This window comes from Candidatus Pelagibacter sp. uisw_091 (assembly GCF_059512525.1).
Window position 1 is genome coordinate 1,085,666 of sequence record NZ_CM183455.1, and the last position, 24,613, is coordinate 1,110,278.

Sequence of the window (24,613 nt, forward strand, 5' to 3'; positions counted from 1 at the left end):
AAAAATACTAAATTGTTCTAATTTAGGCAATGGAGATAAATTAATGAAGTATTCCCCAATTGTCCCCTGTATTAACGTCTACCGTCAATGGTGTTGAAAAAGTGTGTAAATCACTTTCTGTAACACTTGTCATTTCATCCCTGATTATTTCAGTTATATTTTTAACTTCTTTTACCGGAACCTCAAAAATTAGTTCGTCATGAATTTGCAATAATATTTTTGATTTATTATTTTTAATGCTTTCAAATTTTTTGTTAAGTCTAATCATTGCAAGTCGCATGATTTCAGATGCTGACCCTTGAATGGGGGCATTGATAGCTGCTCTTTCTTGAAAATTTCTTACATTGAAATTTTTATCATTAATTCCATTAAAATGAGATCTTCGACCAAAAATATTATTTACATAGCCACTTTTTCTACAAAACTTAATTGTATTATCCATGTAAATTTTTATTTCAGGAAATTTTAAGAAATAAGCATTTAAAAATTCATCTGCTTCATGATTTGAAACATTTATTTGTTTTGCAAGACCATATTGTGAAATACCATAAATTATTCCAAAATTAATGGCCTTGGCCTTTCTTCTCATATCTTGGTCTACTTTTTTAATATCAACATTAAATACTTGGCTTGCTGTAAGTGAGTGAATATCTTCATTATTGCTAAATGCTTTTTTCAATTCTTTGACTTCTGCCAAATCTGCTAAAATTCTCATTTCAATTTGATTATAATCTGCAGATATTAATGTGAATCCTTTTTCTGATACAAAAGCTTTTCTTATATCCTTACCATCGTCTGATTTAATAGGAATATTTTGTAGATTTGGATCACTGGAAGCTAGCCTTCCTGTTGTTGTTGCTGCCAATAAAAATGAGGTATGAACTCGTTTGGTGTTTGGATTAATATGCTCAGGTAAAGCATCTGAATAAGTATTTTTAAGTTTAGATACTTGTCGCCAGTCTAGAATTAATTTAGGAAATTCATGTCCTTTAAATGCTAAGTCTTCTAACACACTTGCGTTTGTAGCAAAACTTCCTTTTCTAGTTTTTTTAAGTACGGCAATCTTTAAATCATTGTAAATAATTTCACCTAATTGTTTTGGTGAGGCAATATTAAATTCTTTTTTTGAAATTTTAAAAACTTCTTTTTCTAGTTTACTAATTTTTCTCTCAAATTTTTCAGACAACACCTTTAAAAATTTATTATCAATCTTTATTCCTTCAATTTCCATAAATGCTAATATTTTGATTAAGGGTTTTTCAAATATCTCATAAATATTAGTTAATTTTTCTAATTTTAAATTTTTACTAAAAATTTTATATAACCTATAAGTAATATCAGCATCTTCAGCCGCATACTCCATTGCCTTATCTAGCTCTACATCACTAAAATTTATTTCTTTCTTACCTGTGCCAACAATTTCTTTAAATGAAATTGTTTTATGCTGTAGATGGATCTCAGAAAGAGTATCCATGTTATGTCTATTTTTTCCAGCATCTAATACATAAGACATCAACATCGTGTCTTCCATAGAATTCATAATTATCCCTTGTTTAAACAAGACAATAAAATCAAACTTAATATTTTGACCAATCTTTTTTACACTCTTATCTTCTAAGAGTGGCTTTAATTTTTTAATTACAGCTTCTTTTTTTAAACATCCTTTAAACTTATGACCAATTGGAATATAACAAGCTTTACCAATTTTAGTGCTTAATGAAATTCCCACTAAATCAGCTTGATGTGCATCTAGTGAGCTAGTTTCGGTATCAATTGCTAGTTCTCCAGCTTCTTCTGCTTCGTTAATCCACTCCTCTATTTCTTTTTCATTAGTGATGAGATGATAGTTTTTTTTACTTATATTTTGCTGTTTTTTTTCAGGTTTTGTCTCTATTGTGATTTCTCCTAGCTCAGGTTCTCCATATGCAGAAATAACAGAGCTAAGAAGTCTATTAAACTCCATTTCTCTTAAAAATTTATATAGCTTATCTTTATCAATCTCCTTTAGATTAAATTCTTCTATCTTTCTTTCAACTGGAGCATCTTTCATTAGCGTCACTAATTTTTTACTAATTATTGCTTTATCTTTATTTTCTATAAGTGTTTCTCTTCGTTTATTTTGTTTTATTTCTTGAGCGTTATCTAACAATTTTTCTAAAGTTCCATATTTATTAATTAGTTCTGCTGCAGTCTTAACGCCTATACCCGGAACTCCTGGAACATTATCGCTACTGTCCCCAGCTAAGGATTGAACATCGATAACTTTTTCTGGACCCACTCCAAATTTGGTTATTATATCTTCAGATGTTATAAATTTATTTTTCATTGGATCGAATATACGAACGTCTTTTCTATACAATTGCATCAAGTCTTTATCTGAAGAGACTATTGTTACTTTCGCACCCTTTGCTATAATTTGTTCTGCATAAGTAGCTATTAAATCATCTGCCTCGTAATTTGGAAGGTCTACAGATGGTAAATTAAAAGCAACTACAGATTTTCTTATATATTCAAATTGTGGTGCCAAATCATCTGGGGCTTCCGATCTATTTGCTTTGTAGTCTGAATAAATTTCATTTCTAAAAGTTTTTCTAGCTGCATCAAATATTACTGCAAAGTGTGTAGGTTTTTGAAGATTTTCATTCGATTTTGAATCTTCTAATAGTTTAAATAGCATGCTACAAAATCCACTTACTGCACCAACAGGTAAACCATCACTTTTTCTAGTTAGAGGTGGTAATGCGTAATAAGCTCTAAAAATATAACCCGAACCATCTATTAAATAAAAATGGTCTGTTTTTTTAATTTTATCCATTAAATAATATTATCTTAATAATTTTAAATACTATAAATGTATTAACACGCATGGAGCAAAAAAATATACTTTCTGTTAAAAACTTAAAAAAAATTTATTCAAGTAAACAGACTGGAGATAATCTCGCATTAAATGATTTAAACTTGGACGTGAAAGAAGGAGAAATTTTTGGTCTTCTGGGTCCTAATGGCGCTGGGAAAACAACATTTATAAATATTTTAGCAGGAACAGTGGTAAAAACAGCAGGACAAGTAAATGTCTGGGGTTTTGACCTAGATAAGAACCCACGACAAGTTAGAGCTTCAGTTGGAATAGTGCCCCAAGAAGTAAATCTTGATCCATTTTTTAGTCCAAGGAAATTATTAGAGTTACAGGCTGGCCTCTATGGAATTAAAGAAAAAGATAGAATTACAGATACGATTCTAAAATTAGTATCCCTAGAAAAACAAGCTAACAGTTATGCTAGAAGTTTATCTGGTGGAATGAAAAGAAGGTTGCTAATGGCTAAAGCTTTAGTTCATCAGCCACCAATAGTTATTTTAGACGAACCTACAGCTGGTGTTGATGTGGAGTTAAGGCAGAATTTATGGAAAAATGTAAAATTACTTAATGAACTTGGTGTAACTATCATTCTAACAACTCATTATCTTGAGGAAGCTGAGGAAATGTGTGGAAGAATAGCTATATTAAATAAAGGAAATATTGTCGCTCTAGACAGCACTAAAAATTTATTAGATAGAATTCAAACCAAAAAAGTAACCTTTAAAACTGACATGAATATTAATATTAACGAAAATGATCTAGAATCTTTAAAAATAGTCTCACACTTAGATAATGAGGTTTGTGTTTCTTATGAAAAAAGTAAAATTAATATGGAAGAATTAATTAATTTAATTAAGAAAAATAATGTAAAAATTATAGATATTTCAACTGACGACGGTGATTTAGAGGATGTTTTTTTAAGACTAATAAAAAACTAGATTATCACATTAATAAATAGTAATTTGTAGATATGGATCTATTAAAAACAAACTCAATTCAAAAAGTATTAAAAACATTTATTCTAATTTTCATAGGAACAATGGCTTTGACTATTTCAGCTAAATTAAAAATACCATTTTATCCTGTGCCTATGACAATGCAAACCTTTGTAGTTCTATTTTTGGGAATTGCCTTTGGATATAAAATTGGCCTAGCATCTGTAGCTGTTTATCTTCTAGAAGGTATTCTGGGAATGCCAGTATTTTCTAACTCACCAGAAAAAGGTGTTGGAGTAATTTATTTTACTGGTCCAACAATGGGATATTTAATTGGGTTTTTATTTGCTTCTTTTCTTACAGGCTATTTAAATTTTAATAAAAATATTTTTATAATTTTTGGAAAATTAATATTTTCTGTTTCAGTAATCTATGTATTTGGAGCTATTTGGTTGGGAACTTTAATTGGATGGGACAAACCAATTCTTCAGTTAGGAGTTACACCATTCTTATTAGCTGAATTATTTAAGATTTGTTTGCTAGCTATATTAGCTAAAAAAATTATTAAATTTAGAAAATTTATCTAGGGGATCTTTTAGACAAGATTCTTTGCAATGTTCTTCTGTGCATTTTAAGTCTTCTGGCAGTTTCTGATACATTTCTATTACATAATTCAAAAACTCTATGAATATGTTCCCACTTAACTCTATCAGCTGACATAGGGTTTTCTGGTGGAGCAGCTTTCTTTTCTGGATCTGCTAGTAATGCTTTTTCAACATCATCAGCATCCGCTGGCTTTGCAAGGTAATCGATGGCTCCCTCTTTAATTGCAGCTACAGCTGTTGGTATATTCCCATACCCAGTTAACATAATAATTCTACTGGTAGGATTAGATGTTTGTATTTGCTTAACTACCTCAAGTCCATTTCCATCAGTTAGCCTAAGATCTATTACAGCGAAACCTGGCTTTTTCTCTATAACTGTTTGAATACCTTTTTGCACACCCTCAGCTTGAAAAACCTCAAAACCTTTTTTTTCCATTGCTCTAGCAAGCCTATCTCTGAAAGGATTGTCATCATCAACAATTAACAAGGTTTTATTGTCAAAATCACTAATTTTTTTTAAATTATTTAGCTCAGCCATAGATTTAATATGGTGCTTAATTTTATAATTTCAACACCTATTATTTGCTTTACATTAATTAACTATTACCTTAATTGCATAATTTATATGAAAGTTTTTAAGTATTTTTAAAAACTTTTTTTTATTAAATTTTTTTTGGGGACATAATGCAAAAATTTAAAACAGTTGATGAGCTTGTTAATCAACTAAAACCGGAAAAACCTATCTATTGTATTAGGAAAAAATCAATACAATCAGCTTCTACTTGTTTTAGAAATAATTTTCCTGGCAAAGTGCTATATGCTGTAAAAACAAACTCGCATCCTGAAGTTTTAAAAACAATAGTTGAGAGTGGAATTGAAAACTTTGATGTAGCTTCTATTCAGGAAATTAAAGATATAAGGGCAATTACCCCTGATGCAAAATGCTCATATATGCACACTGTTAAAAGCAGAGAAAATATTAAAGAAGCTTATTTTAAATACAATATTAAAGCCTTTTCTTTAGATACTAAAGATGAATTAATTAAAATTATTGAAACAACTAATCAAGCAAAAGACCTTGAGTTATTTGTGAGAGTAGCAGTTTCAAATGAGCATGCTGAAATAGATCTATCTAAAAAATTTGGGGCATTAACATCTGAGGCAATTGGTTTGTTAAGATTAGCTAAACAATATGCAAAAAAAGTGGGGCTAAGCTTTCATGTGGGATCTCAATGTATGCACCCTATTTCTTACTCAAAAGGAATTAAAGATATTGGAAATATAATAAGAAAAACAAAAATTATTCCTGATTATATTAATATTGGTGGTGGATTTCCTGCTATATATCCCGATCTTGTACCTCAATCTTTGGATAGTTATTTTGAAGAAATAAAAAAAAGTTTATCAAATTTAAAATTAGAAAAACTTCCTGAAATATTATGTGAACCCGGAAGAGCATTAGTTGCAGAAAGTGGGTCAACAATCGTACGGGTAAATCTTAGAAAAAAACAAAAACTTTATATAAATGATGGAACGTATGGAACTCTTTTTGATGCTGGCACACCAAACATAGTTTATCCTTCTCGATTAATTAAAAATAGAAAAATAATATCAAAAAAATTAACTGCATTTAATTTTTATGGCCCTACGTGCGATAGCATGGACTATATGAAGGGACCTTTTTTGCTTCCAAACAACATTAAAGAAAATGACTATATAGAGCTAGGTCAACTTGGAGCATACGGTTTAACTTTCAGAACTCAATTTAATGGTTTTTACTCAAATGAAATCTATGAAGTAGAAGATGAACCTATAATGACGTTATATGGTAATGAGAGCAATAAAGGTATATTAGTTGCCTAATGTCAGAAAACAAAAATTTAACTCATAATAGCAAAAAAAGTTTCTTACAAAATCCAGTTGAACACATCGATATTACTTCATTTGATTCCAGGAAAATAATTTCCTCAATGGAAAAAATGTCTTTTGTCTCAAGAGAAACAGCAAATGCGGCTAATATCTTTAACGAAATGATTCAAGATAAAGATTGCACAATTTTTTTAACACTTGCTGGGTCAACTTCTGCAGCAGGGTGTATGAATATTTATAAAGATTTGGTTAAATATAATATGGTTGATGCAATTATTGCTACAGGAGCTTCAATAGTTGATATGGATTTTTTTGAAGCTTTAGGCTTTAAACATTACCAAGGTTCACAATTTCAAGATGATACTGAATTAAGAAAAAATTATATAGATAGGATTTACGATACATATATTGATGAAGAAGAGTTGCAGGAATGTGATCAAAAGATATGTGAAATAGCAGATACACTTGATCCAAGAAGTTACACATCAAGAGAATTTATTTATGAAATGGGAAAATATTTAAAGAAAAATTCAAAAAAAAAAGATTCTTTAATTGAGACAGCATATGACAATAATGTTCCTATTTTTTGTCCTGCATTTACAGACTCAAGTGCGGGTTTTGGATTAGTCACTCACCAAGAAAATAATCCTAAAAATCATATTACGATAGATTCGATTAGAGAGCTTCGTGAATTGACTGAAATAAAGATTCAATCAAAAGGATCTGGCTTATTTATGATTGGAGGAGGTGTTCCTAAAAATTTTGTTCAAGATACTGTTATCTGTGCTGAGCTTTTAGGAAAAGAGGTTGAGATGCATAAGTATGCAGTACAAATTACGGTAGCAGATTCTAGAGATGGTGCTTGCAGCAGCTCTACATTAAAAGAGGCTAGCTCATGGGGTAAAGTAGATATTGCAAAAGAACAAATGGTTTTTGCTGAAGCAACTAGTGTCCTTCCTTTGATTGCAAGTGATGCTTATCATAAAGGTGATTGGAAAAACAGAACGAGAAAAAACTTCTCAAAAATATTTAAATAAAATTGAAATATCTTTCTAATAAAAATGGTTTTCTAGGGATTGACAATGATGTTAATTTTAAAGAGAAAGTAGTAGTTGTTCCATTTGGTTTAGAAAAAACTGTAAGTTATGGTGGTGGCACCCGTAATGGGCCTAAAGAAATTATCAAAGCATCACATCAAGTTGAATTATATGATGAAGAATTAAATTGTGAACCTTATAAAAAAATAGGAATTAAAACTTTAAAACCATTTAAAATTGATAAAGATATTAAAAAAGCTCTTAAAAAGATGTCTGATATAAATCAAGAAATATTAGATAAAAAATTATTTCCAATCACTTTTGGTGGAGAACACTCAATAACACCTGGATGTATTGCTCCATTTGTAAAAAACCATAAAGAAATATGCTTACTACATTTTGATGCACATGCAGATTTAAGAGAGAGTTATAATGGTGAAAAGTTTTCTCATGCTTCTGCTATTAAGAGATGTCTAGATCATAAAAATGTATCCTTAATTTCATTTGGGATCAGAAATATATCACAGAGTGAAATACCTTTTCTAAAAAAAAACTCTTCTAGAATTAATATTTTTTGGGCAAAAGATAAGAAAAAATGGGACTTAAAAAAATTTACAAAAATGATAAAAAATAAAACAGTTTATCTAACTTTTGATGTGGATGGACTGGATTCAAGTATAATGCCTGCAACAGGTACGCCAGAACCAGGAGGATTACTCTGGGATGAAACTTTAGATATCATAAGAATAGCTGCTAAAAATTCCAATATTGTTGGTGCAGATATAAATGAACTTTCACCTATCAAAGGTTTTAATTCTTATAATTTTCTTGTAGCAAAACTTGCCTATAAAATTTTATCTTACAAATTTTTATACTAAGCTTTTGAAGCTTTAAGAGTTCCTAATAATAATCTGAATGGAATTAACATTAGTAATGCAACCAATACTTTGACTGATAAATCTCCTAGAGATAATGTTATCCAAGGTATACCTGTTGCATAAAAAGAGATTGAGAAAAACAAAAATGTATCGATTGTAGAACCAATTAGTGAAGACGTTAATGGCGCCACAAACCATTTCTTTTTTCTTAAATAGTCAAAAATTTGAACATCCAACAACTGTGCGACCATAAATGCTGTGCCAGACCCAATTGCTATTCTTACTGAAATTAAGTCTGCAAAATTTGTTGAAAAGAAAAGAGTAAATACAATTCCTATAATAAAACCAACATAAACAATTTTTCTTGCAACTATTTTTCCATAAGATCTATTAGCTAAATCTGTAATCAAAAATGCTACAGGATAACTAAAAGCCCCATAAGTTAATATTTCTTCTAAACCATAATAATTGATTGGAAATTGTACTAAATAATTTGAAGCTAAAACAACAACTCCCATTATAAATGAAAGGAGTATAAAAAACTTTTCCATTAAGCTGATTTACTAGGAGATGCCTTAGGTGCTTTTTTTATAAATGGTGATTTAATTAATATACTTTTTTTTAATTTTTTTAATCTTGGTGATATATCTTTATTTTTTGCAGCTTTTAAAAATAAATCGAATGTGCCTTTTTTATCAACACATCTCATCCCTGCGTTACTAACCGTTAACGTCAGACTTCTTTTTAAAAGTTCACTTGTAAATTTAGCTTTTTTTAGATTTGGTAAAAATCTTCTATTTGTCTTGTTGTTAGCATGACTAACATTATGACCTTTCATAGGTATTTTACCGGTTAATTCACATTTTTTAGACATAATATTTAGAGACTATATAAGATGTGTCAGTGACCTCGTCAAGCTTATTAGCCTTGATTGGACTGTTTCTTTCCTATTATTTCTCTAAAATTCTTAATCCCACCAGCTTTTAATATTTCTTTAAGCTCTTTTTTTATCTTTGAAACAATATTTGGGCCTTGAAAAACCATACCAGTATATAATTGAATATAACTTGCTCCAGCTAAAAATTTTCTATGCGCACTTTCACCCGAATCTACTCCACCTACTCCAATAATTTCAATTTTACCTTTTAATAATTTATAAAATTTACTTATCAATTCATTTGCCTCTTTTTCAAGAGGTTTTCCTGACAAACCACCTTTTTGATGTTTCAATATATCATTTAATTTTTCTCTATTGCCTGCAGTTGTATTTGAAACAATTATTGCACTTACTTTATGGTCTAATAATATTTTACTAACTGATATAATTTGTGCCTCTGAGATATCTGGAGAGATTTTTACAACAATTGGTATTTTAGATTTAAGTTTAACTTTTTCTTTTTGAATTAAATCCATTAATTCACCAAATTTTTTTTCATCATGGAAGCTTCTTAAATCTTCTGTATTAGGTGAAGAAATATTAATTGCAATATAATCAGCAATATCATGAAAAGTTCTGAGGCCAATTAAATAATCCTTTAATCTGTCATCACTATCTTTATTGGGACCTATATTAATTCCCAATAAACCTTTATTTAAATTAGATCGAATTCTATTGCTTACATTTTCAGATCCTAAATTATTAAATCCTAATCTGTTAATTAGTGCTTGGTCCTCAACTAGTCTGAATACTCTTGGTTTTGGATTTCCATATTGTTTAAACGGAGTAACCGTCCCTACTTCAACAAATCCAAATCCAAGTTTAAATAAAGGGTTATAAACTTCAGCATTTTTATCAAATCCAGCAGCCATACCAATTGGGTTATTTATTTCCTTGCCAAATAAAGTGGATTTCAACACTGGATCAGCCTTATCTTCATCTATTAAATTTGGTATCAAATTTAATTTTAAAGACTTAATTGCTAAATTATGGGCAGTTTCAGGATCAATTTTAAAGATGAGTGATCTTAATTTTGAAAACATTATTTTATTTTTTCTGTTATTAGCTCTTTAGTTTCTTTAACTCCAAAGAAGCTTATAAAAAAACCCATTCTTGGTCCATTTTCATCTCCAAACACAACTTCGTAAATTAATTTAAACCAGTCACGTAGATTTTCTGAATACCCATTTTCTTTTCCAGTTGAATAAATTAATGTTTGAATATCTTCGGGTAACATTTCATCACTACAATCGTCAAGAGTCTTAATTAGAGCCTCTAATGCCATTTTTTCACTTAAATCTGGTTTTTTATATTTTTTCTGTAGTTTAATCACATCGTTAAAATATTTAATAGCATAGCCTATTAAATTATCAAAAATTAGATGATCTTTTTCTGAAATATCTTTTTTGTACTTTTTTACAAATTTCCAGAGTAATTCCTTAGAATTTGCATTACTTGCCTCCACTAAATTTAAAAGCATTGAAAAATTCATAATAGTATCTTCTTGTGGAATCACTCCGTTATGAACATGCCAGACTGGGTTCATTAATAGCTGTAATTCATTTTGGTTTTTTGCTTTTTCTATAAAATCCAAATATTCATCAACCGTTTTTGGAACTATTTCTTTATATAATTTTTTTGCTCTTTTAGGATTTTGATACATGTACAATGAAAGACTTTCAGGAGAAGCATACTCCAACCATTGATCAATAGTGATCCCATTACCTTTTGACTTAGAAATTTTTTCCCCTTTTTCATCTAAAAAAAGTTCGTAGGCAAAACCAGATGGGTTTGTTTTTCCAATTAACTTAGCTATTTTTGAAGATAATATTGCACTTTCTATTAAATCTTTTCCGTACATTTCAAAATCTATGTCAAGTGCATACCACCTCATAGCCCAATCCACTTTCCATTGTAATTTGCAGTGCCCATCTAAAATACTTGTTTCAAGTTTTTTTCCATTATTATCAAAAATAATTTTAGATTTTTCTTTTAAGATTTCTAAAACTGGAATTTCTAAAACCTTTCCAGTATCTGGGCATATGGGTAAAAAAGGACTGTAAGTTTTTTGTCTCTCCTTACCAAGTGTTGGAAGAATTATATCCATAATACCTTGATAATTTTCTAAAATTATCTGTAAAGTTGGATTAAAAAAACCACCCTTATAAAGAACTGAAGAACTTTTAAAACTGTACTCAAATTTAAATCTATCTAAAAAATTTTTTAACATTTCATTATTGTGTTCACCAAAGCTTGAAAATTTTTCGAATGGATCTGGTACTTGAGTTAAAGGTTTATGAAGATTCTTTTTTAGCAATTCTTGATTAGGAACATTTTCAGGAACTTTTCTAAAACCATCCATATCATCTGAAAAGGTTATAATTTCTGTTGGTATATCGGTAAGCTGTTTTAGTGCATTAACCATCATTGATGTTCTAGCAACCTCACCAAAAGTGCCTATATGAGGCAATCCACTCGGACCATAACCAGTTTGTAAAATAATTTTCCCCTTTTTTTCAATAAAGGATTTTCTTTCACGCAACATTTTTTTAGCCTCAACAAAGGGCCATGCGTTAGTTTTATCTAAATTGTCTTTTTCAATCACTTTGTTTAATAAGAAATATCTTATATTTGCTGTTATTGTTAACTCTTATAGAGTTGAAATTTATTTACCATAAAATAATGTTCTTTCAAAATGTCTAATTATAAAACTGTTTTTTTTACCTTGGGTATTTTGCAAACTATTCTTGGAATTTCTATGATGATTCCAATTTTAACCCAGTTTATTTATTCGGAAATAGATTCTTCTTTTATAGGGGCTTCAATAATTTCAATAATATTTGGTATTTTATTTTTTTTAACAAATCTAAACCACGATAAAAAATTAAATTTACAACAAGCTTTCTTGTTAACAGCTCTGTCATGGTTGAGCATTGCAATATTTGGCTCATTACCTTTTATTTTTTCTGCTCTTGAATTATCTATCACAGATTCTTTTTTTGAAAGTATGTCTGGTATTACCACTACTGGATCTACAATTATTTCAAACTTAGAAGGTGCACCTAGATCAATACTTTTATGGCGAGCTATGCTTCAATGGTTGGGTGGAATTGGTATTATTGTAATGGCAATAACTCTAATGCCAATAATGAATGTTGGGGGAATGCAGTTATTCAAAATTTCAAGCAACGACTCCTCTGAAAAATTATTACCAAAATCTAAAGAAATATCTCTTAGATTAATTTATGTTTACTTAACACTAACAACACTTTGTGCTGTTACTTATAAAATTTTTGGTATGAATACTTTTGACAGTATAACACACTCTATGACGACAATAGCTACAGGTGGCTTTTCAAACTATAATGAGTCCATAGGATATTTTAACAGTCCATCTATTGAAATATCATCAATGATTTTTATCATACTAGGTAGCTTACCTTTTATTGCCTATATAAAATTTTTAAATGGAAATAAAAAAATATTTATTTCGGATGTTCAAATTAGATCATTTATTAAGATAATTATTTTTTCAATTATTTTACTTTTTATTTATTCACTTTTTCAAAATAAAGATTTTTCACAAATCAATATAAGAAAAATTTTTTTTAACGTTATTTCTATTTTAACTGGTACAGGATATGTCACTGGAGAATTTGATGGATGGGGAAATTTTCCATTAATTTTCTTTTTAACTCTAATGTTCATCGGTGGATGTGCAGGTTCTACTACCTGTGGAATTAAAATTTTTAGAATTCAAATTTTATATTTATTTGTTGTTAATCAATTAAAAAAAATTATTTACCCTAGAGGAGTGTTTATAATTAAGTATGATAAAAATAGTGTGGATGATAAATTTATGGCTTCGATCATTTCTTTCATTTTTCTTTACTTGGTTATATTTTTTGTAATAACTGCATTATTATCTTTAAGTGGTTTAGATTTTGTTACTTCTATTTCTGGTGCAGCAACTTCAATTTCAAATGTTGGACCAGGCTTAGGGTCTACAATTGGTCCTAGTGGTAATTTTTCTAGTCTACCAGAGATGTCTAAGTGGATTTTGAGTCTTGGAATGATATTGGGTAGATTGGAATTATTTGCTATACTCGTTTTGTTTCTACCTTCTTTTTGGAGAAACTAATTATGATTGAAATAAAAAAACAATCACTCTCTGAAACCTTTTCTGTCTACTTTGACAGAAGAATGCTTAGGATATTATTACTAGGTGCAATATCTGGATTTCCATGGGTTTTGATTGGAAGTAGTTTAAGTCTGTGGCTTAAAGAAGATGGTTTAAGCAGATCAACAATTGGTTGGGCAGGATTAATATTTGCCGTTTATGCTTTTAATTATTTATGGGCACCTCTTATTGATAGACTTCAAATACCATACCTAACCAAAAAACTTGGTCATAGGAGAGGTTGGATAGTTTTAATGCAAATTACAATTTTAACTTGTCTTGTTACTTGGAGTTTTATTGATTCCACAGAAAATTTAACACTAATAATTACAATTGGTTTAATTATTGCTATAGCCTCAGCTACACAAGATATTACTGTAGATGCTTTAAGAATTGAACAAATAGGTGAGCATGAAAGTAAATCAATGGCAGCCGGTGCTGCTATGGCAGTCGTTGGATGGTGGAGTGGATATAAATTGGGTGGAGTAATAGCTTTATTTACTGCAGAATATTTAGAGAATATTGGTATTACCAATTACTGGCAAATTACATTTTTAATTTTAGGAGTTGTGGTAATTTTGATGAATGTAGGATTAATGTTTGTTCATGAACCCCTTTCTACTGATAGAGAACTAAAGCAAAAAGAAACGGATAAACTTATAGAAAGCAAGTTTGGATCAAAAAATATTATAACAAATTTTATGACTTGGATTAGCAGTACATTAGGTGGTCCTATATTAAGTTTTTTTAAGAAAAATGGATTTTCAGTAGCTGTTGGTATTTTAAGCTTTATTTTTCTATTTAAGATTGGAGAAGCTTTTCTTGGACGTATGTCTATAGTTTTTTATAAAGAAATAGGATTCTCCAAAGGTGATATTGCAATTTACTCAAAAACTTTAGGATGGATAACTACAGTCACCTTTACATTGTTGGGTGGCCTCTTTGTAATTAGATCTGGAGTTTTAAAAGCAATGTTTCTTGCAGGAATGTTAATGGCTGCAACAAACTTATTATTTACCATCCTGGCATGGAGTGATAAATCTGAATTATTATTCGCTATAGCGGTCATATTTGATGATATAGCAGCAGCTTTTGCAACAGTCGCATTTGTGGCCTTTATTTCTTTACTGGTAGATAGAACCTATACTGCAACTCAATACGCACTACTTGCTTCGATAGGGACTGCTGGAAGAACTACGCTTGCATCATCTTCTGGGGCTTTAGTAGATTGGCTTAATGGTGATTGGGGTATATTTTTTATCTTAACAGCTATTATGGTAATCCCTTCTTTAATTTGTTTATGGTTTATTAAAGATAAATTAAAACTTCATGAACAATAACTTTTTTTACAAGAAAGCTCTATCTAATATTTATAAGAAACCAACCCAAATGTCTGAGGTTACTTCTCAAATTTTGTATGGAGAAAAATTTAAAATTTTATCTAAAAATAAAAATTGGATAAAAATAAAAATATCATTTGATAATTATGTTGGTTTCATAAAAAATAAAGATTATACGAACGATCATAAACCTACTCATAAGATATTTACTTTAAAAGCTAATATTTTTAATAAACAGAAACAAAAGACAAGATATTTTTTACCTTTTGCATCAAAAATTTTAATAATTCAGGAAAATAAAAAGTTTGTTGAATATGAAAAAAATAAATGGATTAAAAAAAAAAATATCAAGAAAATTGATCATATAGAAAAAAACTACTTAAAAGTATTAAAATTATTTTTAAAAACAAAATACGTTTGGGGTGGTAAAACTTATAGAGGAATAGATTGCTCAGCTATTTTGCAATTATTATATTATTATAATAATAAATTTTATCCAAGAGACACAAGGGACCAAATAAAATATTCAACAAAAAATCAGAAAAAAATAATATTTAAAAGAGGTGATATTATATTTTGGAAAGGTCATGTTGCTATTTGTATTAATTCTAAAAAATTAATTCATGCATACGGTCCAGAAAAAAAAGTTTTAATTATGCCTATAACGAAGACAATAGACAAAATCGAAAGAACAGCAAAGTTAATAGTAAAAAAGATATCTTCTATAAAGTATTAACTTCTACCAAAATCTGGTTTATTAATATCTTGCTTTAATTTAATTATTTTTTTTCTAACTTTTTTAGTATTAGATAATTTGTTAATGATAGATTTATTATTCTTAGATTGAATATCTCTTTTAAATGCAAGTAAATTTTTAATAAATAAATCTATAACTTTTGATATGTTTTTTTGATTATTAAAAAATATATCTCTCCACATAATTTCATTAGATGCAGCAATTCTTGAAAAATCCCTCAAACCACCGGCACTAAATTTAATTATTTCATATTTTTGTTGTTTTTCAAAATCTGTTGCTGTTTTAACTAAATTATATGCAATTAAATGAGGTAAATGACTTGTCATAGAAAAGACTGTGTCATGTTTTTTTGAATCCATAATAACGACTCTAGAACCAATTTTTTTCCAAAACTTAGACAGTATCGTGAGATGTTTCTTGTTGGTATTTTTTTCTTTTATTAATATGCACCATTTATTAAGAAACAAGTTTTTTAAACCATGTTCAGGACCACTAACTTCTGATCCTGCTATAGGATGACTGGATGTCCAAAAAATTCCTTTTTTTAATCTTTTTCTAATTAAATCAGTAGATTGTTCTTTAGATGATCCCACATCTGTGATTATTGTTTTAGGGAGTAGGTATTTATTTATTTTTAAAATTATTTTTTCATACTCTCCCAATGGAGTGCAAAATATTATTAAATCTAAATTTGGAATAATCTTTTTTAAGTCATTTGTAACTTCACATGGTAATTTTAATTTTTTAATTTTTAAAATATTTAATTTTGATTTTTCATAAATAAATATTTTTTTAGCTATTTTTTTATCGACTATTGATCTTAATAATGAAGAACCAATTAAACCACATCCTATAATTAAAATATTCTTCATAATTAACTGAATATAACCTTAATTTCTTTTATAAATTTTGTATTCTCTATTTTAGAACCAATTGTTAATCTTAATTTATTTTTAATATTATAACCATCTTCCAATGATCTTAATATAACTCCTTTTGATTGTAATTTATTTAAAACATAATTGGCTGAAAATTTACATTTATCAAAATTTAGTAATAAAAAATTAGCAGTTACCTCATTTGAAAAAATGTCTAATTTTTCTAAGAATTTTTTAACTTTATTTGCTTCCTTAATATTATGTTTCACAGATTGTCTAATAAAATTTCTATCTTTTAAAGCTACTGTTGCTGCAACTTGTGCTACTTGATTTACATTAAATGGTGGTTTAATTATATTCATTGCATTAATAATTTTTTTTGATCCATAACCCCAACCAACTCTCAAAGAAGCTAACCCATAAATTTTTGAAAAAGTTCTTATTACAACTACATTGTCTTTATTTTTAAATAAATCTAAGCTTGATTTATAATCTTTGTTCTTCATGTACTCAAAATATGCATCATCCATAACTAATAAAATATTTTTTTTTAATTTTTTTCTTAATTCTAATAACTGTAATTTATTTAAATAAGTTCCAGTTGGATTATTTGGGTTAGCAATAAAAACTATTTTTGTTTTTTTTGTAACTTTTTTAATTATCTCTGTCACAGAAACTTTAAAGTTTTTTTCTTTAGAAAAAATAACTTTTGCTCCAACTATTTGTGCATAAATTCTATACATTAGAAAGCTATACTGAGGTACAACCACCTCATCTGATGGTCTTAAATATAGCTGACAAATCATCTGAATAATCTCATCTGAACCTGCACCACAAATAATCTTATTAAAATCACAATTAAACCGATTTGAAATTTCTTTTCTTAAAACTTGTGTCTTGCTGTCTGGATATTTGGATAAAATTAGATTTTTATTATTTAAAAGCTTTTTTACATTTGAGCTAACTCCTAGCGCTGACTCATTAGCTGATAATTTTATGATATTCTTAGCTTTGCCAATTCTAGATTTTCCTGGCTTATAAGCTTCTATTCTAAATTTTTTAAACTTTGGAACTGTCATCTTATTAATCTTATAAATAAAATATTAAAATTTCATACAGAATAAGTCATTTTTTAAAATATTTGACATAAGAAATACTATCTAGTACAAAAAAAGTGCGCTGATTTAACTGAATTGCGAGCGCTTAAAAAAAACCGCTAAATATGTTTTTTTCTCTCACAATTCAATTTTAGCCATTATTTATGAATAAAAATATAAACATAAAAAGTTTAATAATTGATAAACCATTAAAGTTAGATTGTGGCCAGATTATTAATAATTTTCCTTTGGCTTATGAAACTTATGGTTCTCTTAATGAAAAAAAAGATAATGTTATTTTAATCTTTCATGCCTTAACTGGTGATCAGTTTGCATCTGGCATAAACCCAATAACAAAAAAAGATGGTTGGTGGTCTTATGCTGTAGGCCCAGGTAAAGCTATTGATACAGATAAATATTTTGTAATTTGTGCAAATGTAATTGGTGGGTGTTTAGGTTCTTTTGGACCTAGTAATACTAACTCTGAAACAAATAAAATATATGGAACCACCTTTCCTGTTATTACAATAAATGATATGGTAAATGCTCAGTACAACCTTTTAGATTTTTTTAAAATTGAAAAATTATTTGCAGTAATGGGTGGATCTATGGGTGGCATGCAAGTTCTTCAATTTGTAAGTAATTTTCCTAATAAAGCAAAGATAGCAATTCCGATTGCCTGTACTTCAAGTCATTCAGCACAAAATATTGCTTTTAACGAACTTGGTAGACAGTCTATAATGGCTGATACAAATTGGTTAAATGGAGACTATGCAAATCAAAATAAAAACCCTGATAAAGGCTTATCTGTTGCAAGGATGGCCGCTCATATAACCTATTTATCTAAAAATGGCTTACAAGAAAAATTTGGGAGAAAATTACAAGAAAGAGATGATTTAAAATTTAGTTTTGATGCAGATTTTCAGATAGAAAGTTATTTAAGGCACCAAGGAAGTGTATTTGTGAATAGGTTTGATGCGAATAGCTATTTATATATTACAAGAGCTATGGATTATTTTGATTTAACTAAAGAATATAATGGAAATTTATCAAAAGCCTTTGAAAAAACAAAAACTAAATTTCTTGTGATATCATTTACTTCTGACTGGCTTTACCCAACTTCTGAAAATAAAGAAATTGTCATAGCTTTAAATGCTATAGGTGCTGATGTTGCTTTTGTTGAAATTGAGTCAGATAAAGGACATGATTCATTTCTTTTAAATGTTCCTGAGTTTTTAAATACTTTGAAAGACTATATTAATAATTCCTATTTAAAAAATTAAAGATGAAACAAGAATTTAAAATAATTTCAGATTTTATTGAAAAAAATACAAGAGTTTTAGATGTTGGATGTGGAGATGGAACTTTAATGGAGTTTTTACAAAAAAATAAAGAAATAGATATAAGAGGGATTGAAATTTCTAAAAATAATTCTCAAAAATGTGTAAGTAAGGGTCTAACTGTAATCGAGGGAGATGCCGAAAAAGACCTTTCTCAATTTCCCGATGGCTCTTTCGATTTTGTGATATTAAGCCAAACACTTCAGGCTTTCCTAAATCCAGAAATAGTTATTCAGGAACTTTTAAGAGTAGGGAAAAAAGCTATTGTTACTGTCCCAAATTTTGGATTTTGGAAAGTAAGATTTCACTTATTGATTAAAGGAACAATGCCAATTACAAAAAATCTACCTGATGAATGGTATAATACTCCCAATATACACATGTGTACGATTAAAGATTTTTATAAATTCTGTAATGAGAGAAATATTAAATTAGATAAAGCGTTAGCTCTTCACAATGAAAAAACATCACCCATTAATGAAGCAAACCTTAATATAAAAAACTTATCTGCTGAGTTGGGAATTTTCTTAATTGAAAAATAAATGAAGATTCAAATAATACCCTGCCTGCAAGATAATTACTCTTATTTAATAATTGATGAAGAGAATAATATTGCTTGTGTGATTGACCCCAGTGAAGCTGATCCTATTATTAAGTATCTAGAAGATACTAAAATTGAATTAAAATTTATATTAAATACACATCATCATTATGATCATGTAGGTGGAAATCAAAAGTTAAAAGAAAAGTATGGAGCAAGTGTTGTTGGATATAAAGGAGACAAGGAAAGAATTCCAGGAATAGATATAATGGTAAATGATCAAGAAACCTGGATATATAAAAACTTTGAAGCAAAAATAATCCACATTCCAGGGCACACACTTGGTCATATATGTTTCTATTTTTACAAAGAAGAATCTGTTTTTACTGGGGATACTCTTTTTTCTTTGGGGTGCGGAAAAATATTTGAAGGAACATACGCTCAAATGTTTGATTCTTTGATGAAACTAAAAGAGCTACCAAAAAGTACAAAAGTTTTTTGTGGTCATGAATATACGTTACAAAATTCAAAGTTTTGTATAATTCATGATGAAAATAACGAAAATCTCAAAGCTAAATTAAATGATATAAAAATAAAATTAAAAGCTGGCCTTTTGACTATTCCATCTACTATCAAAGATGAATTAGAGTGTAATATTTTTCTAAGGTCAAACAACGTAGAAACCTTTTCAAAACTTAGGGATTTAAAGGACAATTTCTAGCTTATTCAGACTTGACTATAATAGGCTCCCGACTATATTGCTGCTTATAAATAATAAATTAAAACATGTCATACGCAATCATACAAACAGGTGGAAAACAGTACAAAGTAAAGGCTGGGGAAATCTTAAAAATTGAAAGATTAGAAGATTCAAAGCTTGAAACTAAGATAGAATTTAAAGAAATCTTAGCCTATGGCGATGATAAAAATATTGAAGTTGGGTCACCAACAGTTGAGGGTGCAAAAGTTGAAGCAGACCTTGTTGAAAATGGAAAAAACAGAACAATATTAATTTTCAAAAAAAGAAGAAGACAAAATTCTAGAAGAAAAAATGGTCATAGACAGCAATATTCATTAATAAGAATTAATAAAATCTTTTCTAAAGATGGAAAAGTTTTATCTGAAGCAAAAAAAATAGTTAAACCAACTAAAAAAATTGAAAAAGTGGAAGCTAAAGTAGAAGCTGAAGCAGTGAGTAAATAAATTAATTTATGGCTACAAAAAAAGCAGGTGGATCATCGAGAAATGGAAGAGATAGTGCTGGTCGTAGACTAGGCGTTAAGAAGTATGGTGGTGAAGTAGTAATTCCTGGAAATATAATTGTTAGACAAAGAGGAACAAAAATTTTTCCTGGTGAAAACGTAGGAATGGGTAAAGATCATTCAATTTTTTCTGTTGTTGAAGGAAAAGTAGTATTTAAAAAGGGTAGATTAGACAGAACATTCGTTTCAGTAAAACCCAATTAGTAGTACAACTAAAAACTAACAGTTGTAATATGAAGTTTCTAGATCAAGTAAAAATTTATGTAAAGGCTGGCAATGGTGGTCATGGCTCTCCTAGTTTCCGTAGAGAAAAATTTATTGAGTACGGTGGACCAGATGGTGGAGATGGCGGTAAAGGTGGCACTATATTCTTGAGATCAGAAAGAAATTTAAATACTCTTATCGACTATAGATTTCAACAACATCATAAAGCTGGAAGAGGAGTAAATGGTTCTGGACAAAATCGTACAGGTCATGGAGGAGAGAATTTATTTTTAAAAGTACCAATAGGCACCCAGGTTTTTGAAGAGGATAATAAAACCTTAATTTATGATTTTAAAAAAGAAGGTGAAGAGTTTGTTGTTGCTAAAGGAGGTAAAGGTGGCCTTGGAAATACCAGATTTAAAAGCTCCACCAATAGAGCACCAAAAAAATTTACAAAGGGTGCTATAGGTGAAGAGTATGTAATTTGGCTCCAACTAAAAACTATTGCAGATGTTGGCATTGTTGGGTTACCTAACGCGGGTAAATCTAGCCTATTAGCATCTATTACAAATGCTACACCTAAAATAGCAAATTATAAGTTTACAACTTTAAATCCAAATCTAGGCGTTGCAACTTATGATGACAAAGAAATAATTTTAGCAGATATTCCTGGATTAGTTGAGGGTGCACATGAGGGTGTAGGTCTTGGAATTCAATTTCTAAAACACATAGAAAGGTGCAAAACGTTGATGCATTTAATTGATATTACTGATGAAAATATTGAAAATACATATCAACAAGTAAAAAAAGAGCTTGGTAGTTATAGTAAAGAGATTCTAGAAAAAAAAATAATAATTGTATTAAATAAAATAGACTTACTAGATAAAGAAGAAGTAGAAGAGATTGTGAAAAACTTTTCAAAAGATAAAAAATCTGAGGTGGTAACTCTTTCAACATTAGAGAAGGGGTCTGTATCAAAAATCAAAGCTAAACTACTCACATATGTATCTTAAGGACTCCAAAATAATTGTAATTAAAATTGGTTCTTCTTTATTAATAGATGAGGATAAAAAAATTAGATATAGGTGGCTTTCTGAATTTGCCAAAGATATTCATGAGTTAATTAAAGAGAATAAAAAAATTATTATTGTAAGCTCAGGTGCTATTGCAATGGGATGTAAAAAACTTAACTTAAGTAAAAAAAAACTTAAAATTGACAAAAGTCAGGCTGTAGCATCAATAGGACAAATTGAGCTTATGAATTTGTTTTCAAAAACATTTGTTAAACAAAAAATTAATATATCTCAAATTTTACTCACACTAGAAGATACAGAACAAAGAAGGAGAGCGCTGAATGCAAAAAGAACCTTTGATAACTTATTTCAATTAGGTTTTGTGCCCATTGTTAATGAAAATGATACTATAGCAACTACAGAAATCAAATATGGTGATAACGACAGACTAGCATCTAGAGTAGCTCAAATATCTGGGGCTGATTCACTAATACTTCTTTCTGATGTTGATGGACTTTATACTCAGAATCCAAAAATCTATAAAAATGCAAAATTATTAAAAGAAATAAAAAAAATCGATAAAGATATAGAAAAGATTGCAACCAAAAGTATTAGTGAACATGGAACGGGTGGAATGAAAACTAAAATTGATGCAGCAAAAATCTGTCAACTATCAGGGTGCAAGATGGCAATAGCTAATGGCCTATTAATAAGACCTATTAAAAAAATAATTCAAAATAATAACTGTACTTGGTTCTTGCCAAAAATATCAAAATTAGATGCAAGAAAAAAATGGATTATCAGCTCTATTTCTCCTAAAGGAGAGGTTATTATTGATGATGGCGCAACACAAGCGCTCTCTAATGGCAAAAGTTTATTAGCAGCTGGAATTACTAAAGTATCTGGTAAGTTTAAAAAAGGTGATCATATTAAAGTTTTAAATAAGAAAAATTTTGAATGTGCTAGAGGCTTAAGCTCATTCTCATCTGATGAAATATTAAGAATTATGGGACACCATTCTAAAGAAATTCAAAAAATATTAGGATATGTTTCAAAATCTGAAGTTATACATAAAGATGATATGGTGGAGATATAAAATGACTCGATATATGAATTTGATAGGAAAAAAAGCCAGAGAAGCATCTCTTCAAAAAATTAGCACTAAAATAAAAAATGAAATTTTAAAAAATTATGTTTCACTATTAAATAAAGAGAGAAATTCTATAATCACAGCAAATAAAAAAGATATAAAATTTGCCCTAGAAAAAGGTCTACAGGATAATTTAATAGATAGACTCACTATTGATCATAAAAAATTAGATAATTTAAAAAATTCAATAAATAAAATTATTAAATTAAAAGATCCTGTCAATCGCACTCTTGAGGAATGGAGCAGGCCTAATGGATTAAAGATTGAAAGAGTGTCTATACCCATTGGAGTTATTGGGGTTATATACGAAAGTAGACCTAATGTTACTTCAGATGTTGCTAGTTTATGTTTTAAGTCTGGAAATGCTGTGATTTTAAAAGGAGGATCAGAGGCAATAAATACTAATAGAATTATAGCTAAATTATTTAGAAAAGCTCTTAAAAAAAATAAGATTAATGAAAACTTTATTCAGTTTATAGATTCTAAAGAGAGAAAAATGGTAGATTTTATGCTTTCAAAAATGAAAAATTATATTGATGTAATCATACCACGTGGTGGAAAAAACTTAGTAAAAAAAGTTCAGAAATTTTCATCTGTACCTATTATTGGACACTTAGAGGGTTTATGTCATACCTTTGTTGATAAAGATGCAGAATTAAAGATGGCTATAGAAATCATCCATAATGCTAAATTAAGAAATACCAGTATATGTGGTGCAACAGAAACCATTTTACTTCATGAAAAAATTGTAAAAAAATTTTGTAATCCTATTTTAAAAAAACTTGAAGAAAACAATTGTAAAATCTATGGAGATACATTTATTAATAAACACTATAAAGGTAAAATTTCTTTAGCAAAAGAGAGGGACTGGTCTACAGAATATTTGGCACCCATAGTATCAGTAAAAACTGTAAAAAATTGTGAAGATGCAATTAAGCATATTAACAAATATGGTACTATGCACACAGACTCTATTATTACTAAAAATAAAAAAGTTGCTGAAGAATTTTTAAAAAATGTCAAAAGCTCAATAGCTATGCATAATACATCAACACAGTTTGCTGATGGTGAAGAATTTGGATTTGGTGGAGAAGTTGGTATTTCAACCAATACTCTTCCTCCGAGAGGGCCTGTAGGCTTGGGTCAGCTTATTTCTTATAAATATGAGATTGTTAGCAATGGTCAAACCAGAAAATAAATTGAAATCTGAAAAAATAAAAATTGGTATTTTAGGGGGTACGTTTGATCCTGCACATAAAGGACATTTGGAAATATCAAAACAAGCAAAAAAAAGATTTGATCTAAAAAATATTGTATGGGCGATTACAAAGCAAAATCCCTTTAAAGATGAAAGTAAATCAAATTTAAGAAGTAGAATACAATTTGCAAAAAAAATGATAGGTAAAAATAAATATATTAAAGTAAAATTTTATGAAGAAGAGATAGGCTCTAGTAAAACAATTGATTTAATTAAACACTTAAACAAAAAAAAGAAAAATGAAATTTATTTCATTATGGGTGCCGATAACCTCATAAATTTTCACAAATGGTATAAATGGAAATCTATTATAAAAAAATGTAATATTCTAGTATTTGACCGTCAAGGATTTAAGGCTAAATCATTAAAGTCAGTAACCTTTAATGAAACAAGTAACAAAAACTTAACTTTCGTTAAGTTTAATAAAGTCAATATTTCATCTTCTCAATTAAGGAAATTTTGATAAGGTTTATTT

The 24,613-nt window shown here is 28.7% G+C and carries 25 protein-coding genes; 17 read left to right on the top strand and 8 right to left on the bottom strand.

Annotated elements, in window-relative coordinates; all coding sequences use genetic code 11:
- Positions 1-40: 40 nt before the first annotated feature.
- The gene (gene polA, locus AC5YGA_RS05880; RefSeq protein ID WP_415308196.1) at positions 41-2,815 is read right to left on the bottom strand and encodes a DNA polymerase I; all 2,775 of its coding nucleotides are present in this window, start codon (positions 2,813-2,815) and stop codon (positions 41-43) included.
- 50 nt (positions 2,816-2,865) lie between these two features.
- Here polA and AC5YGA_RS05885 point away from each other — a divergent pair, with 50 nt between their 5' ends.
- Positions 2,866-3,795, top strand: a complete 930-nt coding sequence (locus AC5YGA_RS05885) for an ABC transporter ATP-binding protein (RefSeq protein ID WP_415308197.1) — start codon at positions 2,866-2,868, stop codon at positions 3,793-3,795.
- Positions 3,796-3,827: 32 nt separating this feature from the next.
- Positions 3,828-4,379, top strand: a complete 552-nt coding sequence (locus tag AC5YGA_RS05890; RefSeq protein WP_415308198.1) for a biotin transporter BioY — start codon at positions 3,828-3,830, stop codon at positions 4,377-4,379.
- Here the strand turns inward: AC5YGA_RS05890 and AC5YGA_RS05895 are convergent.
- Entirely contained in the window at positions 4,372-4,935 is a 564-nt protein-coding gene (locus tag AC5YGA_RS05895) for an ActR/PrrA/RegA family redox response regulator transcription factor (protein WP_415308199.1), read from the bottom strand. The genes AC5YGA_RS05890 and AC5YGA_RS05895 overlap by 8 nt on opposite strands.
- Before the next feature lie 146 nt (positions 4,936-5,081).
- On the opposite strand from AC5YGA_RS05895, the gene AC5YGA_RS05900 reads away from it, so the two are divergent.
- The 3 genes from AC5YGA_RS05900 to speB are packed head-to-tail and all read left to right on the top strand — an operon-like array spanning position 5,082 to position 8,181.
- A complete protein-coding gene (locus AC5YGA_RS05900; protein WP_415308200.1) occupies positions 5,082-6,260 on the top strand; it encodes a type III PLP-dependent enzyme in 1,179 nt (392 codons plus the stop codon).
- Complete coding sequence (locus AC5YGA_RS05905) at positions 6,260-7,303, top strand: 1,9-bis(guanidino)-5-aza-nonane synthase (RefSeq protein WP_415308201.1); 1,044 nt, start codon at positions 6,260-6,262, stop codon at positions 7,301-7,303. The genes AC5YGA_RS05900 and AC5YGA_RS05905 overlap by 1 nt, the downstream gene beginning before the upstream one ends.
- A 2-nt stretch (positions 7,304-7,305) precedes the next feature.
- A complete protein-coding gene (gene speB, locus AC5YGA_RS05910; RefSeq protein ID WP_415308202.1) occupies positions 7,306-8,181 on the top strand; it encodes an agmatinase in 876 nt (291 codons plus the stop codon).
- On the opposite strand, the gene AC5YGA_RS05915 is transcribed toward speB, so the two are convergent.
- Genes AC5YGA_RS05915 through AC5YGA_RS05930 form a run of 4 tightly spaced genes read right to left on the bottom strand, consistent with a single transcriptional unit; the run spans position 8,178 to position 11,723 of the window.
- The gene (locus AC5YGA_RS05915) at positions 8,178-8,732 is read right to left on the bottom strand and encodes a queuosine precursor transporter (RefSeq protein WP_415308203.1); all 555 of its coding nucleotides are present in this window, start codon (positions 8,730-8,732) and stop codon (positions 8,178-8,180) included. The two genes, speB and AC5YGA_RS05915, sit on opposite strands and share 4 nt — an antisense overlap.
- Positions 8,732-9,055, bottom strand: coding sequence for a 50S ribosomal protein L28 (gene rpmB, locus AC5YGA_RS05920; RefSeq protein ID WP_415308204.1), 324 nt, complete (start codon positions 9,053-9,055; stop codon positions 8,732-8,734). Before rpmB ends, AC5YGA_RS05915 begins: the two co-directional genes overlap by 1 nt.
- Positions 9,056-9,102: 47 nt before the next feature.
- Positions 9,103-10,161 carry a quinone-dependent dihydroorotate dehydrogenase gene (locus AC5YGA_RS05925; RefSeq protein ID WP_415308205.1) on the bottom strand — a complete coding sequence of 353 codons (1,059 nt, stop codon included), beginning with the start codon at positions 10,159-10,161 and terminating at the stop codon, positions 9,103-9,105.
- Complete coding sequence (locus tag AC5YGA_RS05930) at positions 10,161-11,723, bottom strand: lysine--tRNA ligase (RefSeq protein WP_496169989.1); 1,563 nt, start codon at positions 11,721-11,723, stop codon at positions 10,161-10,163. The genes AC5YGA_RS05925 and AC5YGA_RS05930 overlap by 1 nt, the downstream gene beginning before the upstream one ends.
- 90 nt (positions 11,724-11,813) lie before the next feature.
- Between AC5YGA_RS05930 and AC5YGA_RS05935 the strand changes: the two genes are divergently transcribed.
- From AC5YGA_RS05935 to AC5YGA_RS05945, 3 genes are read left to right on the top strand one after another with little or no spacing between them, the layout of a single operon-like run.
- Positions 11,814-13,259 (top strand): TrkH family potassium uptake protein, encoded by a 1,446-nt coding sequence (locus AC5YGA_RS05935; protein WP_415308206.1) that lies wholly within the window; start codon positions 11,814-11,816, stop codon positions 13,257-13,259.
- 2 nt (positions 13,260-13,261) lie between these two features.
- A complete protein-coding gene (locus AC5YGA_RS05940) occupies positions 13,262-14,638 on the top strand; it encodes an AmpG family muropeptide MFS transporter (protein WP_415308207.1) in 1,377 nt (458 codons plus the stop codon).
- The gene (locus tag AC5YGA_RS05945; protein WP_415308208.1) at positions 14,628-15,374 is read left to right on the top strand and encodes a C40 family peptidase; all 747 of its coding nucleotides are present in this window, start codon (positions 14,628-14,630) and stop codon (positions 15,372-15,374) included. Before AC5YGA_RS05940 ends, AC5YGA_RS05945 begins: the two co-directional genes overlap by 11 nt.
- Here the strand turns inward: AC5YGA_RS05945 and AC5YGA_RS05950 are convergent.
- Both AC5YGA_RS05950 and hisC read right to left on the bottom strand, forming a co-directional pair.
- Positions 15,371-16,267 carry a prephenate dehydrogenase gene (locus AC5YGA_RS05950; RefSeq protein ID WP_415308209.1) on the bottom strand — a complete coding sequence of 299 codons (897 nt, stop codon included), beginning with the start codon at positions 16,265-16,267 and terminating at the stop codon, positions 15,371-15,373. The two genes, AC5YGA_RS05945 and AC5YGA_RS05950, sit on opposite strands and share 4 nt — an antisense overlap.
- Before the next feature lie 2 nt (positions 16,268-16,269).
- Positions 16,270-17,352 carry a histidinol-phosphate transaminase gene (gene hisC, locus AC5YGA_RS05955; protein ID WP_415308210.1) on the bottom strand — a complete coding sequence of 361 codons (1,083 nt, stop codon included), beginning with the start codon at positions 17,350-17,352 and terminating at the stop codon, positions 16,270-16,272.
- A gap of 182 nt (positions 17,353-17,534) precedes the next feature.
- On the opposite strand from hisC, the gene metX reads away from it, so the two are divergent.
- From metX to nadD, 9 genes are all read left to right on the top strand, one after another.
- Positions 17,535-18,653, top strand: coding sequence for a homoserine O-acetyltransferase MetX (metX, locus tag AC5YGA_RS05960; RefSeq protein WP_415308211.1), 1,119 nt, complete (start codon positions 17,535-17,537; stop codon positions 18,651-18,653).
- Between the two features lie 2 nt (positions 18,654-18,655).
- The gene (gene metW, locus AC5YGA_RS05965) at positions 18,656-19,252 is read left to right on the top strand and encodes a methionine biosynthesis protein MetW (RefSeq protein WP_415308212.1); all 597 of its coding nucleotides are present in this window, start codon (positions 18,656-18,658) and stop codon (positions 19,250-19,252) included.
- The gene (gene gloB / locus AC5YGA_RS05970) at positions 19,253-19,972 is read left to right on the top strand and encodes a hydroxyacylglutathione hydrolase (protein WP_415308213.1); all 720 of its coding nucleotides are present in this window, start codon (positions 19,253-19,255) and stop codon (positions 19,970-19,972) included.
- 65 nt (positions 19,973-20,037) lie between these two features.
- Positions 20,038-20,454 carry a 50S ribosomal protein L21 gene (rplU, locus tag AC5YGA_RS05975; RefSeq protein ID WP_415308214.1) on the top strand — a complete coding sequence of 139 codons (417 nt, stop codon included), beginning with the start codon at positions 20,038-20,040 and terminating at the stop codon, positions 20,452-20,454.
- Between the two features lie 8 nt (positions 20,455-20,462).
- A complete protein-coding gene (gene rpmA, locus AC5YGA_RS05980; RefSeq protein WP_271525759.1) occupies positions 20,463-20,717 on the top strand; it encodes a 50S ribosomal protein L27 in 255 nt (84 codons plus the stop codon).
- 29 nt (positions 20,718-20,746) lie between these two features.
- Complete coding sequence (gene cgtA / locus AC5YGA_RS05985) at positions 20,747-21,730, top strand: Obg family GTPase CgtA (protein WP_415308215.1); 984 nt, start codon at positions 20,747-20,749, stop codon at positions 21,728-21,730.
- On the top strand, positions 21,720-22,826 hold the full coding sequence (gene proB / locus AC5YGA_RS05990) for a glutamate 5-kinase (protein WP_415308216.1): 1,107 nt from the start codon (positions 21,720-21,722) through the stop codon (positions 22,824-22,826). The genes cgtA and proB overlap by 11 nt, the downstream gene beginning before the upstream one ends.
- A 1-nt stretch (position 22,827) precedes the next feature.
- Positions 22,828-24,078: a glutamate-5-semialdehyde dehydrogenase gene (locus AC5YGA_RS05995; protein ID WP_415308217.1), complete on the top strand. Its 1,251-nt coding sequence runs from the start codon at positions 22,828-22,830 to the stop codon at positions 24,076-24,078.
- Positions 24,059-24,601 (top strand): nicotinate (nicotinamide) nucleotide adenylyltransferase, encoded by a 543-nt coding sequence (gene nadD, locus AC5YGA_RS06000; protein WP_415308218.1) that lies wholly within the window; start codon positions 24,059-24,061, stop codon positions 24,599-24,601. The genes AC5YGA_RS05995 and nadD overlap by 20 nt, the downstream gene beginning before the upstream one ends.
- Positions 24,602-24,613 lie beyond the last annotated feature (12 nt).